A 17,177-nucleotide genomic window follows, 5' to 3' on the forward strand; every position below is an offset into this window, starting at 1 on the left:
CTCTTAGCGGCTGTCTCATTCATGAACAAACGCGCCACAATTGTTCAAAAAATGGACAGTTTCATAATTGGTATCTTTTCAGTTTTTCATATAAGCCTGATCGGCTAATTCCTAGCAATCTAGCTGCTTTCGCTTTATTTCCGTTCACTTCTTCCATCACTTTCTGAATCGCCGACATTTCGGCTTGCTCCGTTAAAGAATAAGACTGATCAAGCGATAATAAAGCCGACTCTGCTTTCGTCGTCAAATATTCAGGTAAATCTTCCATTTGAATATGTCCTGTTTCTGCAAATGTCATCGCTCGTTCTAAAATGTTCTTTAATTCACGGACATTTCCCGGCCAATCGTAATACAATAAACACTGGAGAGCCTCTTCTTTGATTCCCGTCACACTTGTGCTGAGCACCCGGTTTAATTCTTTCATTATATGGTCAATTAATAATTGAACATCTCCTTTTCTTTCTCTTAATGGCGGAATATATAACGAAATGACATTTAACCGGTAATACAAATCTTCACGAAATTCGCCATTTTGCACCATCTCTTCTAACGGCCGATTCGTCGCTGCAATGATTCGCACATCGACATGGATACGCTCCGTTCCTCCCACACGGTAAAACTCACGATCTTGAATGACGCGCAACAGCTTCGCTTGCAACACAAGCGACATATCTCCAACTTCATCTAAAAAAAGCGTTCCGCCATTCGCTAAATCAAACTTCCCGATTTTCCCTTTGCGATTCGCACCCGTGAACGCTCCTTCTTCATAGCCGAAAAACTCTGATTCTAGCAATTGTTCAGGAATGGCGGCACAATTAACTTCGACAAAGGGCCCTTCTTTTCGCGCGCTGCTTGCATGAATAGCATGAGCAAACAATTCCTTTCCTGTGCCGGACTCCCCTCGAACTAAAATGGTTGAACGACCTTTAGCTGCTTTCGCCGCACTTTTCTTCAACTTATCTAAATACGCATCATTCGTCATAATGTGATCCCATGTAAATCGAGATTGTTCTGACTTTTTCAATTCACTTAAATAATAAGCAGCCTTGCTTTCCGCTTTTTCGAGTTTTTTAAACAAAATGCTCACTTCATGCAGTTGTCGATACATCACTTTGCCAAGCACGCCGATCACTTTTTGATCTTGAACAATCGGAATGCGGTGAACAATATACTTGATCCCGTTCACTTCCATAAAGTCGCTAAGCTCCGCCTCTTCTGTATGAAAAGCCTTCGACAAATGAAAATGAGGAAACACTTGATCAACAGGCTGATGCAAAACGTCTTGCTGCTGTAAGTTAAATAGATCCAACAGAGCAGGATTAACCATTTCAATGCGAGACTTTTCATCAATCAGGATGATGCCGTCATACGCATGCTCAATCGCCGTATCTAATTTCCGCTTCAGCATTAATGCCCTCACAATATCTGTTTGTGTAGCTAAACCAACAACCTTCTTATTTTCATCAAGAACAATTCCAGTACCTACTTTAGTCGTTTTGACAATTTCCGCTACTTCTCTAAACGTCATATTCACTGGAAGTGTGAACGGCTGATCAATGACATACTCCATTACATTCGCTGACAAAGGCTGTTCATTTAAGATCATTTTATATACAGAACTGCGGGTAAATACACCGACTAGTTCACGATGATCATTCGTAACAGGCAAAGTGTTCCATTTGTTTTCCTTCATCATCACAAGTGCTTCTTTTAACGTAGACATTTCACCTAGCGTTTCTGTGACCGGTGTCATGATATCTTTTATATAAGTCAAAATGACGCCTCCTTCTTTGAGAATTTTCCAAATATTTTAACTTCATATTATCATGGTTTGTTAGTGGAGGATACTTTTTTGCCAACAGCCTTTTATAAACAAAATTCGTGTATGCATTGTTTTTTTGTAACTTTCATAGAAGTTTTGTCGAACATCTTTCATTTTCTTTCTAAACTGGGCATAATACATACTGTTGTGTGAATTAAAATACGAATGAAAAATGGGAGACTAAAAAATGGAAAAAATTGATTCGAATTTAGTTACCGAAATTATGTCTAAACGTCACTTGATGATTAAAACAGGAATGATGAAGGGGTTAAGTCACAGCGAGACAATCAAGTACAGCCAAGAGTTGGACAAGCTTATTGCCAAGTACCAAATGATCAGCAGAAGTTTCCAGTCATTCAACGATTAATCACAAAAAACACAACAAGAAATAACAGTCTTTCAAATAAAGTAGACAGAAACTTATGAAACCACATAAAAGTATGAGATAATAGCATGGAACGAAAAATATGCTAACTAGGAAGTGACGATATGTCTTACTACAATAACCGACGTACAGAACCTTTACCGAGTGAAGACGTGGCTACATGGGAATGTGTGTCACCAAACTGTAACGGCTGGATGAGAAAAGACTTTGCTACAAAAGATGCCCCGCCATGCCCATTCTGCGGATCAGAAATGAACACCGGAACACGACACATCACCGCCCTAAAAAACAACAATTTACATAAGTAAAGAAAAGTGGAGACGACGGCTCAGACACGATAAGCAAATGATAGAATGACGAAATGGCACTGTTTGGCGACATATGGGCTCAAACGACTCGCACGAGATAAAGAAAGCACGATGAACATGAGTAAATCGATGTTGACTTATCCCAAGGATGAGTGTGGAAGGCCACTAGTCGCTAGTGCCTAGAAGGAGTAGACAAAACTCAGTCGCTGATACTGGTCATTGACCGACTCCTCGGTCTTAAACATTAAGTAAAAACCTGCACATGTTGTAATTGTCGCTCGTTCTCATGCAAAAAAGCGAATCAACATGATAAAAAAATAAACAAGGTGAAGGCGATTATTCTTGCGCCTTCACCTTATCTGCTATATACAAATCGTACATGTTGTTTACTTCTTGTTTCACTCGCTCCCTTAAGGCAAATGGCTGCACCACTTCTGCTTTCGCGCCAAAATTTAAGATCCAGTTTACTAAACCATCACTGACGATCGCTTTTGCTGACAGAATAAAATGCTCTTCTCCATCCTTTTGGATATCTGCTCCATGGCCAAATTTGTCAATCATCACATTAATTAATTCATTAGTAAAACGAATTTTAATCCAGTTTGCTTGTCCGGCAAACATGTTAAAGGTCGATTGAACGTATTTGCCAACATCAAAAGCTTCATACACAAACGCTTCTTCCGTCACTTGAACATTTCGCATACGATCAATGCGGTAATGCCTAATTTCATCCGCTTCGAAATAATAAGCAATTAGATAATAAAAGTCGTGTGCCCATGTTAAAGCGAGCGGTTTCACTTTGTATAGTGCTCCCTCGTGGCTTAAAATAAACTGCTTGTCCACATTATATCGACCGTATTGAAACGTCACGATTCTCTTCTCTGTAATCGCTTCATGTAAATCGTGAATCGCCAGCCGAACTAATTTGCTTTTACTCTTGATTGAGGTATCAATTAAAAGCTCATTTTGCAACCTTTTCGCTTGTTGCTTACTTGTTAGCGTTTTTATTTTTCGAGTGAGACTTTTCGTTTCTTCTTTCGTGATAAACCGGGCAGAAACAACGGCATCAATTAGCATTCTTAATTCATAAGGCTCAAACAGCCGATATTGATGACTATAGTATTTCGGCATTCCTTCTTTTTCCTGATTGATAGTAATATCAAAATTAGCTTCTATCAAATTTTCAATATCATCTTTTAATGAGTTTTTATTTGGTTTATACTCTTCGCCATAAAATGTTTGAAACTTGGAAATGATGTCCTCCATCGTCCATTGATGACCTTCATCCGTCTCTTCCCGAAACCACTCCATCAGCTTAAGAAGCCGTTGCTTGTTGTTAATTTTGATCATACATTTCGCCCCTTTCTTCCTTCATTGTATCAAAAAAATTAGGAATTAAATCCAATATTTCTTTCTCTTTTTCTCGAAAAAAAAAATTTAAAAATGTATAAAAAACAGTTTCCAAACAAAAATTTTTTTTGTATGATAGTAGCAGAAAAACAAATAATCAATGGTGATTTAGGGAAGGCAAATGGTGCGCCACCAGCTTCTTTAGCTGGTTCTAGTGGGTTCGATTCCCACCCCGAAATTTTTTATGAAAGCTATGAAAAATTTCGAGGGTGGAATTCGGGCACAGTAGGACCGAACTGCCCTCACATGGAGGGATTAACATGTTAAAGAAGCGCGATGTACATGACAGCCATGTACTATTTGATTTGATGACGCATCCCGAAGTCTTCCCTTTCGTGCGTCAAAAAGCTCACTCCTATGAAGAGTTTGTCTTCGTTTCTAAACAAACAATTGAAGCGGAAGAGCGCGGTGAATTAATTTCACGCACAATTTTAGATGAATGGGGCAACCCAATTGGTACAATCAATTTATATGATATTAATGAAAAAGCAGGATTTCTGGGCACTTGGTTGGGTAAGCCCTATCATGGAAAAGGATATAATGCTCCAGCAAAGGAAGCTTTCTTTCAAGAACTATTTTATGAGCTAGGCATTGAAGCGGTGTTTATGCGAATCCGCAAAGTAAATACACGCTCCTTAAAAGCGGCTCAAAAACTACCATATGCTATTTTAGCAAACGAGACGCGTCCATCGATTTACGCACAAATCAATGAACATGAAGATGTGTACGATCTCTTTGAAATTTCAAAAGATTTATTCACCCTCTACATGATGCGCAAAATGAACGAAGCAGCAGACGATCAAGCAATGGAAGCTTAAAAATTTCCCCTCTGCCAAATTCACTATAAGTGACAATCGATTCTCATATCCTCTACTATGAGCTAATGATTAGACCCTTCAGCGTCCCGCTGAAGGGTTTTCCAATTTATACACTTAAATCCTTTTTCGTAAAGATGCGAATAGCGACTGCAAACAAGATCGTTCCTGCTAATCCAAGCCCCAACATAATCCAACCGAAAGCATAATCGGGCTTGATAATCTTCGCTGGATTAAACACTGTAAAGATCGTCATATATTGCAACCAATCTAGCTGATCGCTTATTTTTGCCGCTAAATCTAGCACATAAAACAGCAAAATTAAACTAGCTGAATACGCTAAAGCTTTCTTCTCATCATTCATGATTGCTGAAAATAGAAAAGCGATACCACTGATCACATAAAAGAACAACAAAGCAATCAAATTTAATTTCACAAAATTCCCGAGTGCAAATGATTCATCAATAAAAAGAAACGCTCCGATGATCCCACCAAGCATCGTACAACCGATAATGATCACAAGCCCTGATAACAATACGAGCAACTGTGTTCTAGCAATTGCGTCTCTTGCTACCGGCATCGACAGCAAATAAGCAATCGCCCCGCGGTCGACTAGGCGAGCCAATAACTGTGAAGCGGTCATAATACAATAAATAGTTAATATAATCACAAACAACAATCCGTAGAATTTGCCGCTAATAAAATCAAGCAGCGTCCCCATTCCTTGATCTAAATTAAACGCATCAATAAACCCTTGTGGCATTTGTTGCAGCAGCTGATCCATTTCTGTTCCTGAAACGGAAGGATAAACACTAATCACGAGTAATAAGTAAAGTGCAGCCCCCATTCCATAGCTGAACATCGCCTTTGCATGTACCTTCATCATCTTTTGATACAGCGCACCATTCATGAGTGTTCACCTCTCCGATCATAATAGTCCATAAAAATATCCTCTAAGCTTTGAGCATGCACATCTAGATTCAACACATGATAATCCGCCAAGGTACGAATTAGCAAATTAAAGTCACCTTTTACCATCACTCGAACTCGGTTTTCATCTGCTCGTTCGGCCTGTAATACTTGCTGAAGTTGGCTCGCTTCCGCCTCATTTGCTACTGTTATTTCAATGACTTTCCGCTGCAAAGTTTGCCACTGCCGCACATCATTCTCTGCGACTAGATGACCATCTTTAATAATCGCCGCTCGATCACATGTCCGCTCAATTTCTTGAAAGCTATGAGACGAAAATAGAAAAGTCGTACCTCGTTTTTTCTCTTCATTGACAAGGTTGATAAATAACTGCTGCATAAGAGGATCAAGTCCTGATGTTGGTTCATCCAAAATAATGACAGATGGCCGATGCATAAAGGTTGCGGTGATCGCCACTTTTTGCTTCATTCCTTTCGACATTTTCCTAATCGGTGTATTTGGGTCAAATTGCAGTCTTTCAATTAACTCATTTTTCAAAGAATGGTTCTTCATTCCGCGCATATCAGCTAATAATTGAAGAAACTCACTGCCGGTCATCCCTTCGATAAAAGCAATTTCCCCCGGCAAGTAGCCAGTGAATGCTTGAATAGCTGCTGCTTCTCTCCAGCAGTCTAACTGTCGAATGGTCGCCTGCCCACGATCCGCTTGAATAAACCCCATTAATAAACGAATCGTCGTTGATTTTCCTGCCCCGTTTGGACCGAGAAAACCGAATGCCTCTCCTTCTGCAATCGAAAACGAAAGATCAAATACCCCTCGACCATTTGAAAACTGTTTCGTCAATCCATTAACATCGATCACCTTGCCCACCCCCGATAAGTTTTGAAATATAAACGATAAAATATTTCATTTTAATTGTATGCCATTCTTTTCCTTAACACAATGTTTTTTTGAAATATTTATTCTATTCCATTTCAAAACGTGGCATAATAAAAGAAAACGAACGAAATTTAGGTGATTCTCATGAACGGTTTTGATAAACGAACGGAAAAGAAAAGACAACAAATTAAAGAAGCCACTTTCACTTTATTGAAAACAAAAATAGCAAAAGCAATAACGATCAAAGAAATTGCCCAGCTTGCTCAAGTATCGCAAGTAACCATTTACAATTATTTTGAAAGTAAAGAGTTATTAATAAGGGAGGTCATGAAAGAATATATCGCCAAACAAGTACAGCAATCGAAAGACCTGTTTCAACGTGAGCTTCCTTTAAAAGTGAAAATCGAAATGATTCTTTTTCAAAAAAAAGCAACGATTCAAGATATCGAACCAGCAAACTTTCAGCAACTGTTAACGGATGATCATGAGCTACAACAATTTGTTGAATCCCTCTATCAAAATGACATCATGCCCTTATTTATTGAAATGATTCAACAAGCCCAAGCAAGAAACGAAATCAATCCAAACCTCTCTATTCAAGCAATTTTGTTTTACTTAGACACCTGGAAAGAGGCGAGTGACAAACTGACCTATGACGACTTTTCGCATGATGATCTAGCCCAGTTTACGGAGGAATTAATTCAATTATTCTTTTACGGCTTATCACCGCATTCAATGCCCAATGACGAAAACTAGCCCCTTCTACTAGAAAAGTATGTTATAATTCTTTCATTCTGCCAAATAACGGCGAAAGGAAGGATAACATGAAACAAACATTTACAAAAAAAGAAAAGCTCAAGCAGCTTTTTTATATTATGCTTCCGATTTTAATTACCCAACTCGGAATGGTTTCCATGAACTTTTTCGATATTATGATGTCGAGCCGTTATTCAGCGGACGATATCGCTGGCGTAGCGATCGGTTCTTCTCTTTGGGTTCCAGTCTTTACTGGGCTAAGCGGGATTTTGCTGGCAATTACTCCGATTGTCGCTCAGTTAGTCGGAGCAGAGAAAAAAGAAGAGGTCCCTTTTTCAGTGATGCAAGGGATTTATGCATCCATCGCTCTTGCTGTCATTGTGTTTGCTATTGGCCTTGTCGTTCTCAACCCTGTTTTAAATGCAATGAAACTTGAAGAGAACGTGCACCACATCGCCAAAGGGTATGTGGCGGCTCTTGCTACCGGTCTTATTCCCGTCTTTGTCTTTAGCGTACTGCGCTGTTTTATCGATGCACTTGGCATGACAAGAACGTCGATGCTTATTACATTAATCGCCTTGCCGTTAAATGTGCTGTTTAACTATATACTCATTTTTGGAAAGTGGGGACTTCCTGCGTTTGGAGGAATTGGAGCAGGGTATGCTTCTGCTCTCACTTATTGGATCGTTGCCTTGATTGCCGCATGGATCATCCATCAGAAACGGCCGTTTTCTTCCTATAACATCTTTCGATCATTTCCGCCGATTTCTTTCCCAAAATGGAAGGAAATCTTATTAATCGGTGTTCCTATTGGTCTGTCGATCTTTTTTGAAACGAGCATTTTCTCAGCAGTGACGCTATTGATGAGTGAATATGACACACATGTGATTGCGGCTCATCAAATCGCTCTCAACTTTTCATCGATGCTCTATATGATTCCGCTCAGTATGTCGATGAGTTTAACAATCGTGGTTGGTTTTGAAATCGGAGCCAAGCGATGGAAGGATGCCAAAATATACAGCTGGCTCGGCGTGGCAATTACCGTATTGGTTTCCATGATTGCCACATGTATCTTATTTTTATTACGAGAACAAATTGCCGCAATTTACACTTCGCAATCAGATGTGCTCAAGCTTGCCAGTCAATTTCTGCTCTTTGCCGCTTTATTTCAGTTATCTGATGCGATTCAAGCACCGGTTCAAGGAGCACTGCGCGGCTATAAAGATGTCAATGTTACGTTTATCATGACGATGATCAGCTATTGGATCATCGGTCTTCCGCTCGGATACTATTTAGCGAATGAAACCGATTTAGCCGCATTTGGCTATTGGATCGGCTTAATTTCTGGATTAACCGCGGGAGCATTCACTCTTTCCGCTCGACTTCTCTTCATTCAAAAGAAAAAATTTAAAGCCATCCAAACAAACCACGCCGTCAATTAAGGCGTGGTTTTCTATATTAACCTGTTAAAATGTCTTCCGTCGGATATTTATATTTTTGCTCATGTTTACGGGCAAGGATATATACTAAAGAAAGCGGTCCTACTTTTCCTGTAATCATAATCGCAATAATCACGAGTTTTCCAATGACGGATAAGGAGGCGGTAATTCCCATTGACAAGCCGACTGTGGCAAAAGCGGATACCACTTCAAACATCAGCGGCAAGAACGGAAGCGGCTCGGTGATATTAATAATTAGCACGCCTCCCACAACAACAAAAGTGCTTACCATCGTGATCGACAACACCCGAAGCAAATGATCCGAACGCACTGTACGCTCAAACAAATGAATGTCTTTTCTTCCTGTTACATAGGTCAGCATCGTCACTAGCATCACCACAAAGGTGGTCAACTTAATACCTCCTCCTGTCGATCCGCTCCCAGCACCGATAAACATTAAAATCATCATTAAAAATGCTGTTGAGTTTTCTAGTCCGCTTAAATCAACGGTATTAAATCCAGCGGTTCGCGTCGTGACTGATTGAAAGTAAGACGCCCACAACTGATCAGATAGCGGCATTGCTCCTATCGTTTTCACGTTCACAGACTCTAGGAAAAAAAAGAATAGTAAACCAATGATATTGATACAAAGTGTTGCAACTAACATCACTTTTGTATGCAAGGAGAATTTTCTCCACTTGCGCTTTTCCCATACATCAATGATGACCGTAAAACCAATCCCTCCTAGAATAATTAACGATGTAATCGTCAAATTGATGATTGGACTTCCTACATACCTCGATAAGTTGTCTGGCCATAAAGAAAAACCGGCATTGTTAAAAGCAGACACCGCATGAAAAAAAGAAGCAAATACCCCATCTTTCCATCCCAGTTCCGGCACCCATTTGATCGCTAAAAAAACAGCAGCGATCGACTCAATCGCTAACGAAAAAATAAATAAGTATTTAACTAGCCGGATCACTCCACCGACATGTACTTGATTTAAAATTTCCTGCATGGCCAGCCGCTGTTTTAAACCAATCTTTTTTCCAAGCATGATAAAGATCAAGATCCCAAAGGACATAATTCCTAGTCCTCCTACTTGGATCAGACCCATAATAATGAACTGACCTACCTTCGTAAAATGAGTCCCAGTATCCACTACACCTAAGCCGGTTACTGTCATCGCAGAAGCGGAAGTGAATAGCGCATCCACCCAGCGAATCGGTGCCGTTGTTGAAATAGGAAGCTTTAATAAACAAGCTCCTAAAACAATAAACAGCCCATAGACAGCCACAAGCAAAGTTGATGGTGAAATCTTTATGATTTTCATTGTAACATCCTTCTTTTCTTAAATATTTACAAACAGTCTTACTTTCCCCAAAACCACGACAAAAAACCATTAGCCCCTGCCAATGGTTTCAGAAGGCCTTCCTGTTGCTGACGAGGTTAGCTGTCGGATTCGGACTGGAAGGTAGCCCGGCCAAGTCTCTTGGCTTCACCCCTGCAGAAATCAATCTGCGTTGGTTCCCCCGCTCCATGCGGATTAAGCATATAAGAATGATATTATATTACTCCTCTCTCGCTAGCTTGTAAAGCAATTTTCATGTAAATATATAACATAATTTCACCAAAAAATCAGATGCTAATGATAGAAAATCAAGAAAGTTTATTAACATCAAAGAAACTTTCTTAACGTGAAAAACAAGGCACCCTTCAACAAACTGTTGAAAGAGTGCCTTGTTTCCTGTTCATCACGATTTCAAATGAAACACTTTTCCCAATACATCTTGTCCGCCGGTGACGGGAATGATGCTGCCGGTAATAAAACTAGATGGCTCGGATACGAGAAAGCTGATCACACGCGCTAGATCTTCTCCAGTTCCGTTACGACCAACTGGCGTTAAGACATTTGGTTCCGCATAAGCATCGACAATGTTCTTTTCCTTCCATTCACCAATAATATCTCCAGGACATACCATATTCGCTGTAATGCCATGTTTCGCTTCTTCAATGGCAATCGTTCTCGTTAAGGAAGCAAGACCGGTTTTAGCTGCGGCAAAAGCTGAGCGATAAATCCAGCCAGGGGCTGTTTCCACTCGATCAAAGCCAAATGTGACAATGCGTCCCCAGCCATTTGCCCTCATAAACGGAAGAGTGAGCTTCGTTAAATAAAACACACTATTTAAATTTCCGTCCATCATGTATGCCCACTCATCCCATGTATACTCATCTAGCGTTTTTCTCTCTTTGATATAGGGACCTGCATTATGAATAAAAATATCAATACCGCTAAATCGCTCAAATGCTCGTTGAATGAGGCGATCACAATCCTCTTTTTTAGAAATATCTCCTTGAATAGCGATGGCCTGTATAGCATAGTCTTTTGAGAGTTGTTCAGCAAATTGAACTGCCTCATTTTCGTTGGAACGGTAGTTAATCACAAGATTCATCCCATTCTCCGCTAAAGTCATCGCTGTTCTTTTGCCAATTCCACGCGAGCCTCCTGTAATAAGCGCTGTCTTTGTCCTCATGACATCCTCTCCATTAATAAATAAGTTATATTATCATAGTAAGCATCCTGCTGGCATTATGCAAATATAAGTAGTTAGATAGAAAAAACACCGTGCACAAAGCACATAGAGCCAGAAAAGCCAGTCGATCATATATAGACGACTGGCTTGTATTTTTTCGTTTACATTCTTCACTACTCATCTTTTTTCAGTAATAACATTTCATTAAGAAATGGGTGCCACTATTTATCAAATCAATCAACTATTGCTATAAAGAAGCAACAAAGTTAGCAGGAACTTTTCATACAAATACAGCCTTTAACTTCAATGCCAAATCGTTTCAGCAACCGAACAGCAAAATTACACTCCACCGTATTGCCAGCAGCGATATAAACCACTTTTTCATTTAAATTAGGAGCGTAGCGCGGAATATACCCGCAAGGCATTTGAATTGCTTCTTGCAAAGGGACTTGATTCGCTTCCTGATAATCCCTTACATCAATAATCGGATAAGGCTTTGCCTCATCCAATTGAATTTTTTCGACTGAAACTGGCCAATATCTATAAGAAATGCCGATTAAAATGAATAATAACAATAACAACATAAACACCATGAACATGATAACAACCCCTTTCCGAATGTTATTTTATACTACAAGGGGTATATAAAGCAAGGATAAAGTCTGAACAGCATACCTATTTTTCTAACGCTTGTAACTCGGAAATTATCGCCTCTTTGTTTAAACCTTCCCCAATGATCACAAGGTTGTTCGGCATATTCATCTCTTCTGGCATCCATAGTGGCATACCGTAGGAATATTGAAACAGCATCGGATATTTTCTATTGCGAACCGGTATATATCCCTTCATCCGATACAAGCTGTCACTTGTTCCCCGCAGCCATTGTTCAAACGCTTCTATATCAACACTTCCTTGAAATGTATGGCTAAAGACGGTTAAATGCAGATGATGATGAGCATGAACAGATGTTCTTTCCCCTTTAGGAGACATATTCATCTCACTCAACTGCTTCATTGAAATATGAGCATTCTTCGTTAAGCAAATAGGTGCATTGGCATTGATTTGCTGAATGTCGTAAGTGATTAAGCCTTGGTCCATTTCTGACACAAGATCGATCTTATTGACGACTAATAAATCCGCATGCCTAATTTGTTCATACATGAGCTGCAGCACAGCAGGCGATAAGCTCGTTCGGTGTTTCCAAGTTAAACAATCGACGATCGTGACAATCCCTTTCCATTCCAGCTTTTCAGCAAAAAGAGGGGACATAATTGCATCAATAGCTTCTACTGGATGCGCCGCTCCTGTCGTTTCAATAATTAAATCATCAAACTCCTCCGTTAATAATAACTCCTGTAACTGAGCTTCTAGCTTGTCTTGAATCGTACAGCAAATGCAGCCATTAAGAAGCTCTTTTAACGGTGTGTCACTATCCACTTCATCAGAGTCAATCGAAATGTCTCCTAGCTCATTCATTAATACAGCTGGCCGGCGATCGTTTGACTTTAAATGTTGTAATAGCTGCTTTAATAACGTCGTTTTGCCGCTTCCTAAAAACCCTGACAACACATATACTTGTTTTTTCATACAGCTCACCCTTTTTATGTAGTAATCATAAGAAAAGGCTGCTTTTAAAGAGAAACATCTCTCTTTAAAACAGCCTTTTTTACATCAGGAAGCAGACGAAGTTTTCTGCTTCGTTAAAATCTCGATGGCTTTTTGTTTTTGTGTATCATTTTGTTCGATTTTCTCTCTTAGCTTCGCCATGAGTTCAAGCGATGTTTTGCCTTCAATAATCCCGGTCGCCTCAATTCCCACTCTACCTTGGAATTGCTTCACAGCTGCCTCTGTTTCTTCATCAAAGAAACCATCCACTTTTCCAGGATTGATTCCAAGGGCCTCTAACATCTTCTCAGCATTTTTCACTTCATCTGACAATTGATCTAGCTTCAGTGGATGATCTGGATTTAAGAAAGCTAAATCTGCATAATCTGGCAACTTCACCGTTACATCCGGTGCGACGCCTTTCTTATGAATCCAGTTGCCATTCGGTGTTAACCATTTCGCTGTTGTAAACTTCATATTCGAGCCATCTTTGAACTCTTCAGATGTTTGCACGGTTCCTTTACCAAATGTTTTTTCACCGACGATTGTGATTCCTGCTGATTCTTTCATCGCTGCTGCGAATATTTCTGATGCACTGGCACTGCCGCTATCGACCAGCACCGCTACAGGAAGATCAAACTTCGGCTTATTATCAGACACGAATTTCTCGCGCTTTCCTTTATGGTCTTCTACTTGGAACAATACTTTTCCTTTTGGTACAAACATATTTGTAATTTCTACTGCCTGGTCCAATAACCCTCCAGGATTTTGGCGCAAGTCCAGAATCATGGATGTCATCCCTTGTGCTTTCATATCTTCTATCGCTTTTTTCAGCTCTTCTGCTGTATGATCAGAAAAGCTCGTAATTTGAATATGAGCCACTTTATGATCATCCATTTTCGCATAAACCGTTTCGACAGGAATTTCATCGCGCACAATTGTCATTTCAATTGGTTTCGCTATTCCTGCACGTTGAATTTTCAATTTAACTTTTGTTCCTTTTTCGCCGCGAATCAGCATAACAGCTTCAGAAGAACCCATTCCTTGAACGCTTTTTCCATCTACAGAAAGCACTTTATCATTTGGTTTAATACCTGCTTTCTCAGCTGGTGATCCTTTAATTGGCGAAACAATCATAATCGCTCCGTCTTCTTCTCTAATTTCAGCACCAATTCCTTCAAAGGAAGCTGACACACTTTCGTGGAAGCTCTTTGCTTCCTTTTGATCCATATAATCTGAATATGGATCATCTAGCGAGTCCAACATACCATTAATCGCACCATTTATGAGCTGATCTTTATCTAAGTCCTTGTAATAGCTACTTTGTAAATTGTCATATGCTTCATATAACTTGGCAAACTCATTACGAGGCGTCACGCCCACTTCCGCTGCTTTTTCATCGCCGAAAGCTAGAGCAATCGTGGTAATAGCTGCTGAGGCAAAGACGAGAAAGAATACAAGCATAACGAAATGAAACTTCTTTAACCGAATATAATGGGCTTGCTTGTCACCAGACTGTTCTGATTTGTTTTCTTCCATGTTGCTCACCGCTTTCCATCCTTTAGTACAGTTATTTTTCAACTCTTCCATTCTAACAGTTTTTCAATTAATAAAAAAGAAAAAACTCCCCATTTCACACAATGGGAAGTTTTTTCTTTTATTCTACATCATATCCCTGATCTTCTACCGCTTCTTTCATTTGAGCAGCAGTTACTTTTTCATCATCGAACTCAACCGCTACTGCACCAGTCGGTAAATCAACCGCTACATCTTTCACACCTTCCACTTCTAACAACGCGGTTTTCACTGCTTTCTCACAATGACCGCAAGTCATTCCTTTTACTTGTAATGTCATTTTTTTCATGTTTGTTTCCTCCAATTTTAGATTTTCACCCGTTTTAACCGCAAGGAGTTGGTGACAACGGAGACAGAGCTAAAAGCCATGGCTGCACCGGCTACCCAAGGGGCCAATAAACCAAGTGCTGCAATCGGAACTCCCACTCCATTATAAATCAACGCCCAAAATAAATTTTGGCGAATATTTTGGATGGTCGCTTTACTGAGCTTAATCGCCTTTGGAATCAGCAATAAGTCGCCGCCAAGTAGTGTAATATCAGCCGCTTCAATCGCGACATCGGTGCCTGTTCCAATTGCCATCCCTACATCGGCCAAAGCCAAGGCTGGGGCATCATTGATCCCGTCGCCAACCATGCCAACAACGAAACCCTTCGCTTGCAGTTCCTTCACTTTATTCGCCTTATCTTTGGGAAGAACTTCAGCGAAAATATACTCTTCTTGGATCCCTACTTCCCGGCCAATCGCTTTCGCTGTTCGGCTGTTGTCTCCTGTCAGCATATAAACAGTAATGCCTTCAGCGGTTAAACGTTGAATCGCTTGTTTTGCGGTCGTTTTAATGGTATCAGCTACCGCAACGAAACCGCTTAAACGTTGATCGATAGAAATGAACATCGCTGTTTTCCCTTGTTCTTCTAGCTGCAGCATTTTTCCTTTATAAGGACTGAAATCAATGCCATGTTCCTTCATCCATTGTCGCGAACCGACCAGCACCTTTTTCCCCGCGATTTCTGCTTGAATACCACGACCAGGAATCGCTTCGAAGGAGGTCGGCTCCTTCCATTGAACACCTTTTTCCTTTGCATAGCGGACAATTGCTTCCGCTAAAGGATGTTCCGATTGCTTTTCTGCTGAGGCTAACAGTGAGAGAACTTCCTCATCAACAGCTTCAAAATCGGTCACTTCTGGTTTTCCTTTTGTAATGGTGCCTGTTTTATCAAGAATAATGGTATTTAAACGTTGAGCATTTTCAATATGCTCTCCGCCTTTAAATAGAATCCCGTTTTCGGCCCCTTTCCCTGAGCCCACCATGATCGATGTGGGCGTAGCAAGACCGAGTGCACAAGGACAAGCGATCACTAATACAGCAATAGCCGCTTCAAGTGCCGCCGCTGTATTACCTCGATCAACCAAAATGATCCACACAAAAAACGTCATCAAAGCAATGACAACCACGATCGGAACAAAAACACCGGATACTTGATCGGCAACGCGCTGAATCGGGGCTTTGCTTCCTTGTGCCTGTTCAACTGCACGGATAATTCCAGATAGTGCGGTCTCTTCCCCCACCTTTGTCGCTTTTATGTTTAAAAAACCATTTTTATTGATCGTAGCCCCAATAACCGCATCACCAACTGTTTTTTCAACTGGAATGGATTCTCCTGTAATCATGGATTCATCAACGCTAGTCATTCCAGATTGAACGATGCCATCAACTGGAATTTTCTCTCCCGGCTTTACGATTAAAAGATCTCCTAGCATCACTTGTTCAACCGGCAGCTTCATTTCCTGTCCGTCCTTTATAACTGTCGCATACTTCGCTTGTAAATTCAAAAGAGAAGAAATCGCTTCCGTCGTCCGGCCCTTTGCTCTTGCTTCAAGCAGCTTGCCGAATAAAATCAGTGTAATCAACACCGCGCTCGTTTCAAAATATAAATGAGGCTGTTCAGCTGTTCCCATTGTACGAATCGCTTCAAACAGGCTGTAAAAATAAGCGGCGGATGTACCGAGTGCCACTAGCACATCCATATTAGCACTTTGATTGCGCAGCGCTTTATATGCCCCTTTATAAAAGGACGCCCCGATTAAAAATTGAACGGGAGTTGCCAATAGAAGCTGCACCCAAGGATTCATCAGCACGTGGGGCATTGGCACAGGCAAATTGAACGGAAGATGGGCAACCATCGTGTACAAAAGAGGCAAGGACAATAAAACCGAAAAGAGAAATTTTCGTTTTTTCGCTTTGTATTCCTCTTCTTGATGAATCGCTTTTTCTTTCTTTCCTTGCTTTTCTTTCGCTTCATAGCCGAGCTTTTCAATTCTCTCGACAAGACTTGCTACAGATGTGATGCCTGGCTCAAATTCGATAGAAGCTGTTTCTGCCGTTAAATTCACAACGGCCGTTTTGACTCCGTCCATTTTATTCAGCACCTTCTCGATTCGAGTCGAGCAGGCGGCACAGGTCATACCAAATACATCAAGTTCTACCTTTTCTGTGCGTACACTATAGCCCATCTTTTCAATCTTTTCTGCAATTTCCTTCGGTGACACTCGATCATTATCAATCGTAATCGAGGCTGTTTCCATCGTTAAATTAACATTGGCTTTTACCCCATCCATTTTATTCAGTACTTTTTCGATTCGAGTCGAGCAAGCAGAACAGGTCATACCGGATATTTTCAAATTGATATGTCGTTGACTCATCCTTATTCCCTTCTTT

General features: G+C 40.5%; 16 protein-coding genes and 1 riboswitch. Of the genes, 5 read left to right on the forward strand and 11 right to left on the reverse strand.

Translation table 11 applies throughout. The features are described 5' to 3' along the window. Positions 1–61: 61 nt before the first annotated feature. On the reverse strand, positions 62–1,774 hold the full coding sequence (locus IRB43_RS12315) for a sigma-54-dependent Fis family transcriptional regulator (RefSeq protein WP_203363781.1): 1,713 nt from the start codon (positions 1,772–1,774) through the stop codon (positions 62–64). A 235-nt stretch (positions 1,775–2,009) separates the two neighbouring features. On the opposite strand from IRB43_RS12315, the gene IRB43_RS12320 reads away from it, so the two are divergent. Further along, on the forward strand, positions 2,010–2,189 hold the full coding sequence (locus IRB43_RS12320) for an aspartyl-phosphate phosphatase Spo0E family protein (RefSeq protein WP_203363782.1): 180 nt from the start codon (positions 2,010–2,012) through the stop codon (positions 2,187–2,189). 122 nt (positions 2,190–2,311) lie between these two features. Next, the gene (locus IRB43_RS12325) at positions 2,312–2,515 is read left to right on the forward strand and encodes a cold-inducible protein YdjO-related protein (RefSeq protein WP_203363783.1); all 204 of its coding nucleotides are present in this window, start codon (positions 2,312–2,314) and stop codon (positions 2,513–2,515) included. Between the two features lie 336 nt (positions 2,516–2,851). Here IRB43_RS12325 and IRB43_RS12330 read toward each other — a convergent pair whose 3' ends face one another. Beyond that, positions 2,852–3,865: a helix-turn-helix transcriptional regulator gene (locus tag IRB43_RS12330; protein WP_238941989.1), complete on the reverse strand. Its 1,014-nt coding sequence runs from the start codon at positions 3,863–3,865 to the stop codon at positions 2,852–2,854. Between the two features lie 320 nt (positions 3,866–4,185). On the opposite strand from IRB43_RS12330, the gene IRB43_RS12335 reads away from it, so the two are divergent. After that, positions 4,186–4,743 (forward strand): GNAT family N-acetyltransferase, encoded by a 558-nt coding sequence (locus IRB43_RS12335; protein WP_203363784.1) that lies wholly within the window; start codon positions 4,186–4,188, stop codon positions 4,741–4,743. 106 nt (positions 4,744–4,849) lie between these two features. Here the strand turns inward: IRB43_RS12335 and IRB43_RS12340 are convergent, their stop codons facing one another. Beyond that, on the reverse strand, positions 4,850–5,650 hold the full coding sequence (locus tag IRB43_RS12340; protein ID WP_203363785.1) for an ABC transporter permease subunit: 801 nt from the start codon (positions 5,648–5,650) through the stop codon (positions 4,850–4,852). Then, positions 5,647–6,531, reverse strand: coding sequence for an ATP-binding cassette domain-containing protein (locus IRB43_RS12345; protein ID WP_203363786.1), 885 nt, complete (start codon positions 6,529–6,531; stop codon positions 5,647–5,649). Before IRB43_RS12345 ends, IRB43_RS12340 begins: the two co-directional genes overlap by 4 nt. Positions 6,532–6,693: 162 nt before the next feature. On the opposite strand from IRB43_RS12345, the gene IRB43_RS12350 reads away from it, so the two are divergent. Both IRB43_RS12350 and IRB43_RS12355 read left to right on the forward strand, forming a co-directional pair. Then, positions 6,694–7,305 carry a TetR/AcrR family transcriptional regulator gene (locus IRB43_RS12350; protein ID WP_203363787.1) on the forward strand — a complete coding sequence of 204 codons (612 nt, stop codon included), beginning with the start codon at positions 6,694–6,696 and terminating at the stop codon, positions 7,303–7,305. A gap of 68 nt (positions 7,306–7,373) precedes the next feature. Beyond that, on the forward strand, positions 7,374–8,747 hold the full coding sequence (locus IRB43_RS12355; RefSeq protein WP_203363788.1) for an MATE family efflux transporter: 1,374 nt from the start codon (positions 7,374–7,376) through the stop codon (positions 8,745–8,747). A 16-nt stretch (positions 8,748–8,763) separates the two neighbouring features. Here IRB43_RS12355 and IRB43_RS12360 read toward each other — a convergent pair whose 3' ends face one another. From IRB43_RS12360 to IRB43_RS12390, 7 genes are all read right to left on the reverse strand, one after another. Then, positions 8,764–10,077 carry a TrkH family potassium uptake protein gene (locus IRB43_RS12360; protein WP_203363789.1) on the reverse strand — a complete coding sequence of 438 codons (1,314 nt, stop codon included), beginning with the start codon at positions 10,075–10,077 and terminating at the stop codon, positions 8,764–8,766. Positions 10,078–10,169: 92 nt separating this feature from the next. Further along, positions 10,170–10,307, reverse strand: a riboswitch (cyclic di-AMP (ydaO/yuaA leader). A 191-nt stretch (positions 10,308–10,498) separates the two neighbouring features. Further along, entirely contained in the window at positions 10,499–11,278 is a 780-nt protein-coding gene (locus tag IRB43_RS12365; RefSeq protein WP_203363790.1) for an SDR family oxidoreductase, read from the reverse strand. A gap of 266 nt (positions 11,279–11,544) precedes the next feature. Continuing rightward, complete coding sequence (locus IRB43_RS12370) at positions 11,545–11,877, reverse strand: hypothetical protein (protein ID WP_203363791.1); 333 nt, start codon at positions 11,875–11,877, stop codon at positions 11,545–11,547. Between the two features lie 76 nt (positions 11,878–11,953). Next, positions 11,954–12,865: a CobW family GTP-binding protein gene (locus IRB43_RS12375; protein WP_203363792.1), complete on the reverse strand. Its 912-nt coding sequence runs from the start codon at positions 12,863–12,865 to the stop codon at positions 11,954–11,956. An 84-nt stretch (positions 12,866–12,949) separates the two neighbouring features. Beyond that, positions 12,950–14,422 carry a lmo1851 family serine protease gene (locus tag IRB43_RS12380; protein WP_203363835.1) on the reverse strand — a complete coding sequence of 491 codons (1,473 nt, stop codon included), beginning with the start codon at positions 14,420–14,422 and terminating at the stop codon, positions 12,950–12,952. A gap of 118 nt (positions 14,423–14,540) precedes the next feature. Then, entirely contained in the window at positions 14,541–14,747 is a 207-nt protein-coding gene (gene copZ / locus IRB43_RS12385; protein ID WP_203363793.1) for a copper chaperone CopZ, read from the reverse strand. 17 nt (positions 14,748–14,764) lie between these two features. Beyond that, positions 14,765–17,161: a heavy metal translocating P-type ATPase gene (locus tag IRB43_RS12390; RefSeq protein ID WP_203363794.1), complete on the reverse strand. Its 2,397-nt coding sequence runs from the start codon at positions 17,159–17,161 to the stop codon at positions 14,765–14,767. Positions 17,162–17,177: the final 16 nt, after the last annotated feature.

Source organism: Bacillus sp. REN10, from assembly GCF_016820555.1.
Taxonomy (GTDB): domain Bacteria; phylum Bacillota; class Bacilli; order Bacillales; family Domibacillaceae; genus Bacillus_CE.

Bases quoted from the DNA above. Each gene is read 5' to 3' on its own strand.
- IRB43_RS12320 (WP_203363782.1), top strand. From the start codon at position 2,010: ATGGAAAAAATTGATTCGAATTTAGTTACCGAAATTATGTCTAAACGT.
- IRB43_RS12325 (WP_203363783.1), top strand. From the start codon at position 2,312: ATGTCTTACTACAATAACCGACGTACAGAACCTTTACCGAGTGAAGAC.
- IRB43_RS12330 (WP_238941989.1), bottom strand. From the start codon at position 3,865: ATGATCAAAATTAACAACAAGCAACGGCTTCTTAAGCTGATGGAGTGG.
- IRB43_RS12335 (WP_203363784.1), top strand. From the start codon at position 4,186: ATGTTAAAGAAGCGCGATGTACATGACAGCCATGTACTATTTGATTTG.
- IRB43_RS12340 (WP_203363785.1), bottom strand. From the start codon at position 5,650: ATGAATGGTGCGCTGTATCAAAAGATGATGAAGGTACATGCAAAGGCG.
- IRB43_RS12350 (WP_203363787.1), top strand. From the start codon at position 6,694: ATGAACGGTTTTGATAAACGAACGGAAAAGAAAAGACAACAAATTAAA.
- IRB43_RS12355 (WP_203363788.1), top strand. From the start codon at position 7,374: ATGAAACAAACATTTACAAAAAAAGAAAAGCTCAAGCAGCTTTTTTAT.
- IRB43_RS12360 (WP_203363789.1), bottom strand. From the start codon at position 10,077: ATGAAAATCATAAAGATTTCACCATCAACTTTGCTTGTGGCTGTCTAT.
- IRB43_RS12365 (WP_203363790.1), bottom strand. From the start codon at position 11,278: ATGAGGACAAAGACAGCGCTTATTACAGGAGGCTCGCGTGGAATTGGC.
- IRB43_RS12370 (WP_203363791.1), bottom strand. From the start codon at position 11,877: ATGTTCATGGTGTTTATGTTGTTATTGTTATTATTCATTTTAATCGGC.
- IRB43_RS12375 (WP_203363792.1), bottom strand. From the start codon at position 12,865: ATGAAAAAACAAGTATATGTGTTGTCAGGGTTTTTAGGAAGCGGCAAA.
- IRB43_RS12380 (WP_203363835.1), bottom strand. From the start codon at position 14,422: ATGGAAGAAAACAAATCAGAACAGTCTGGTGACAAGCAAGCCCATTAT.
- copZ (WP_203363793.1), bottom strand. From the start codon at position 14,747: ATGAAAAAAATGACATTACAAGTAAAAGGAATGACTTGCGGTCATTGT.
- IRB43_RS12390 (WP_203363794.1), bottom strand. From the start codon at position 17,161: ATGAGTCAACGACATATCAATTTGAAAATATCCGGTATGACCTGTTCT.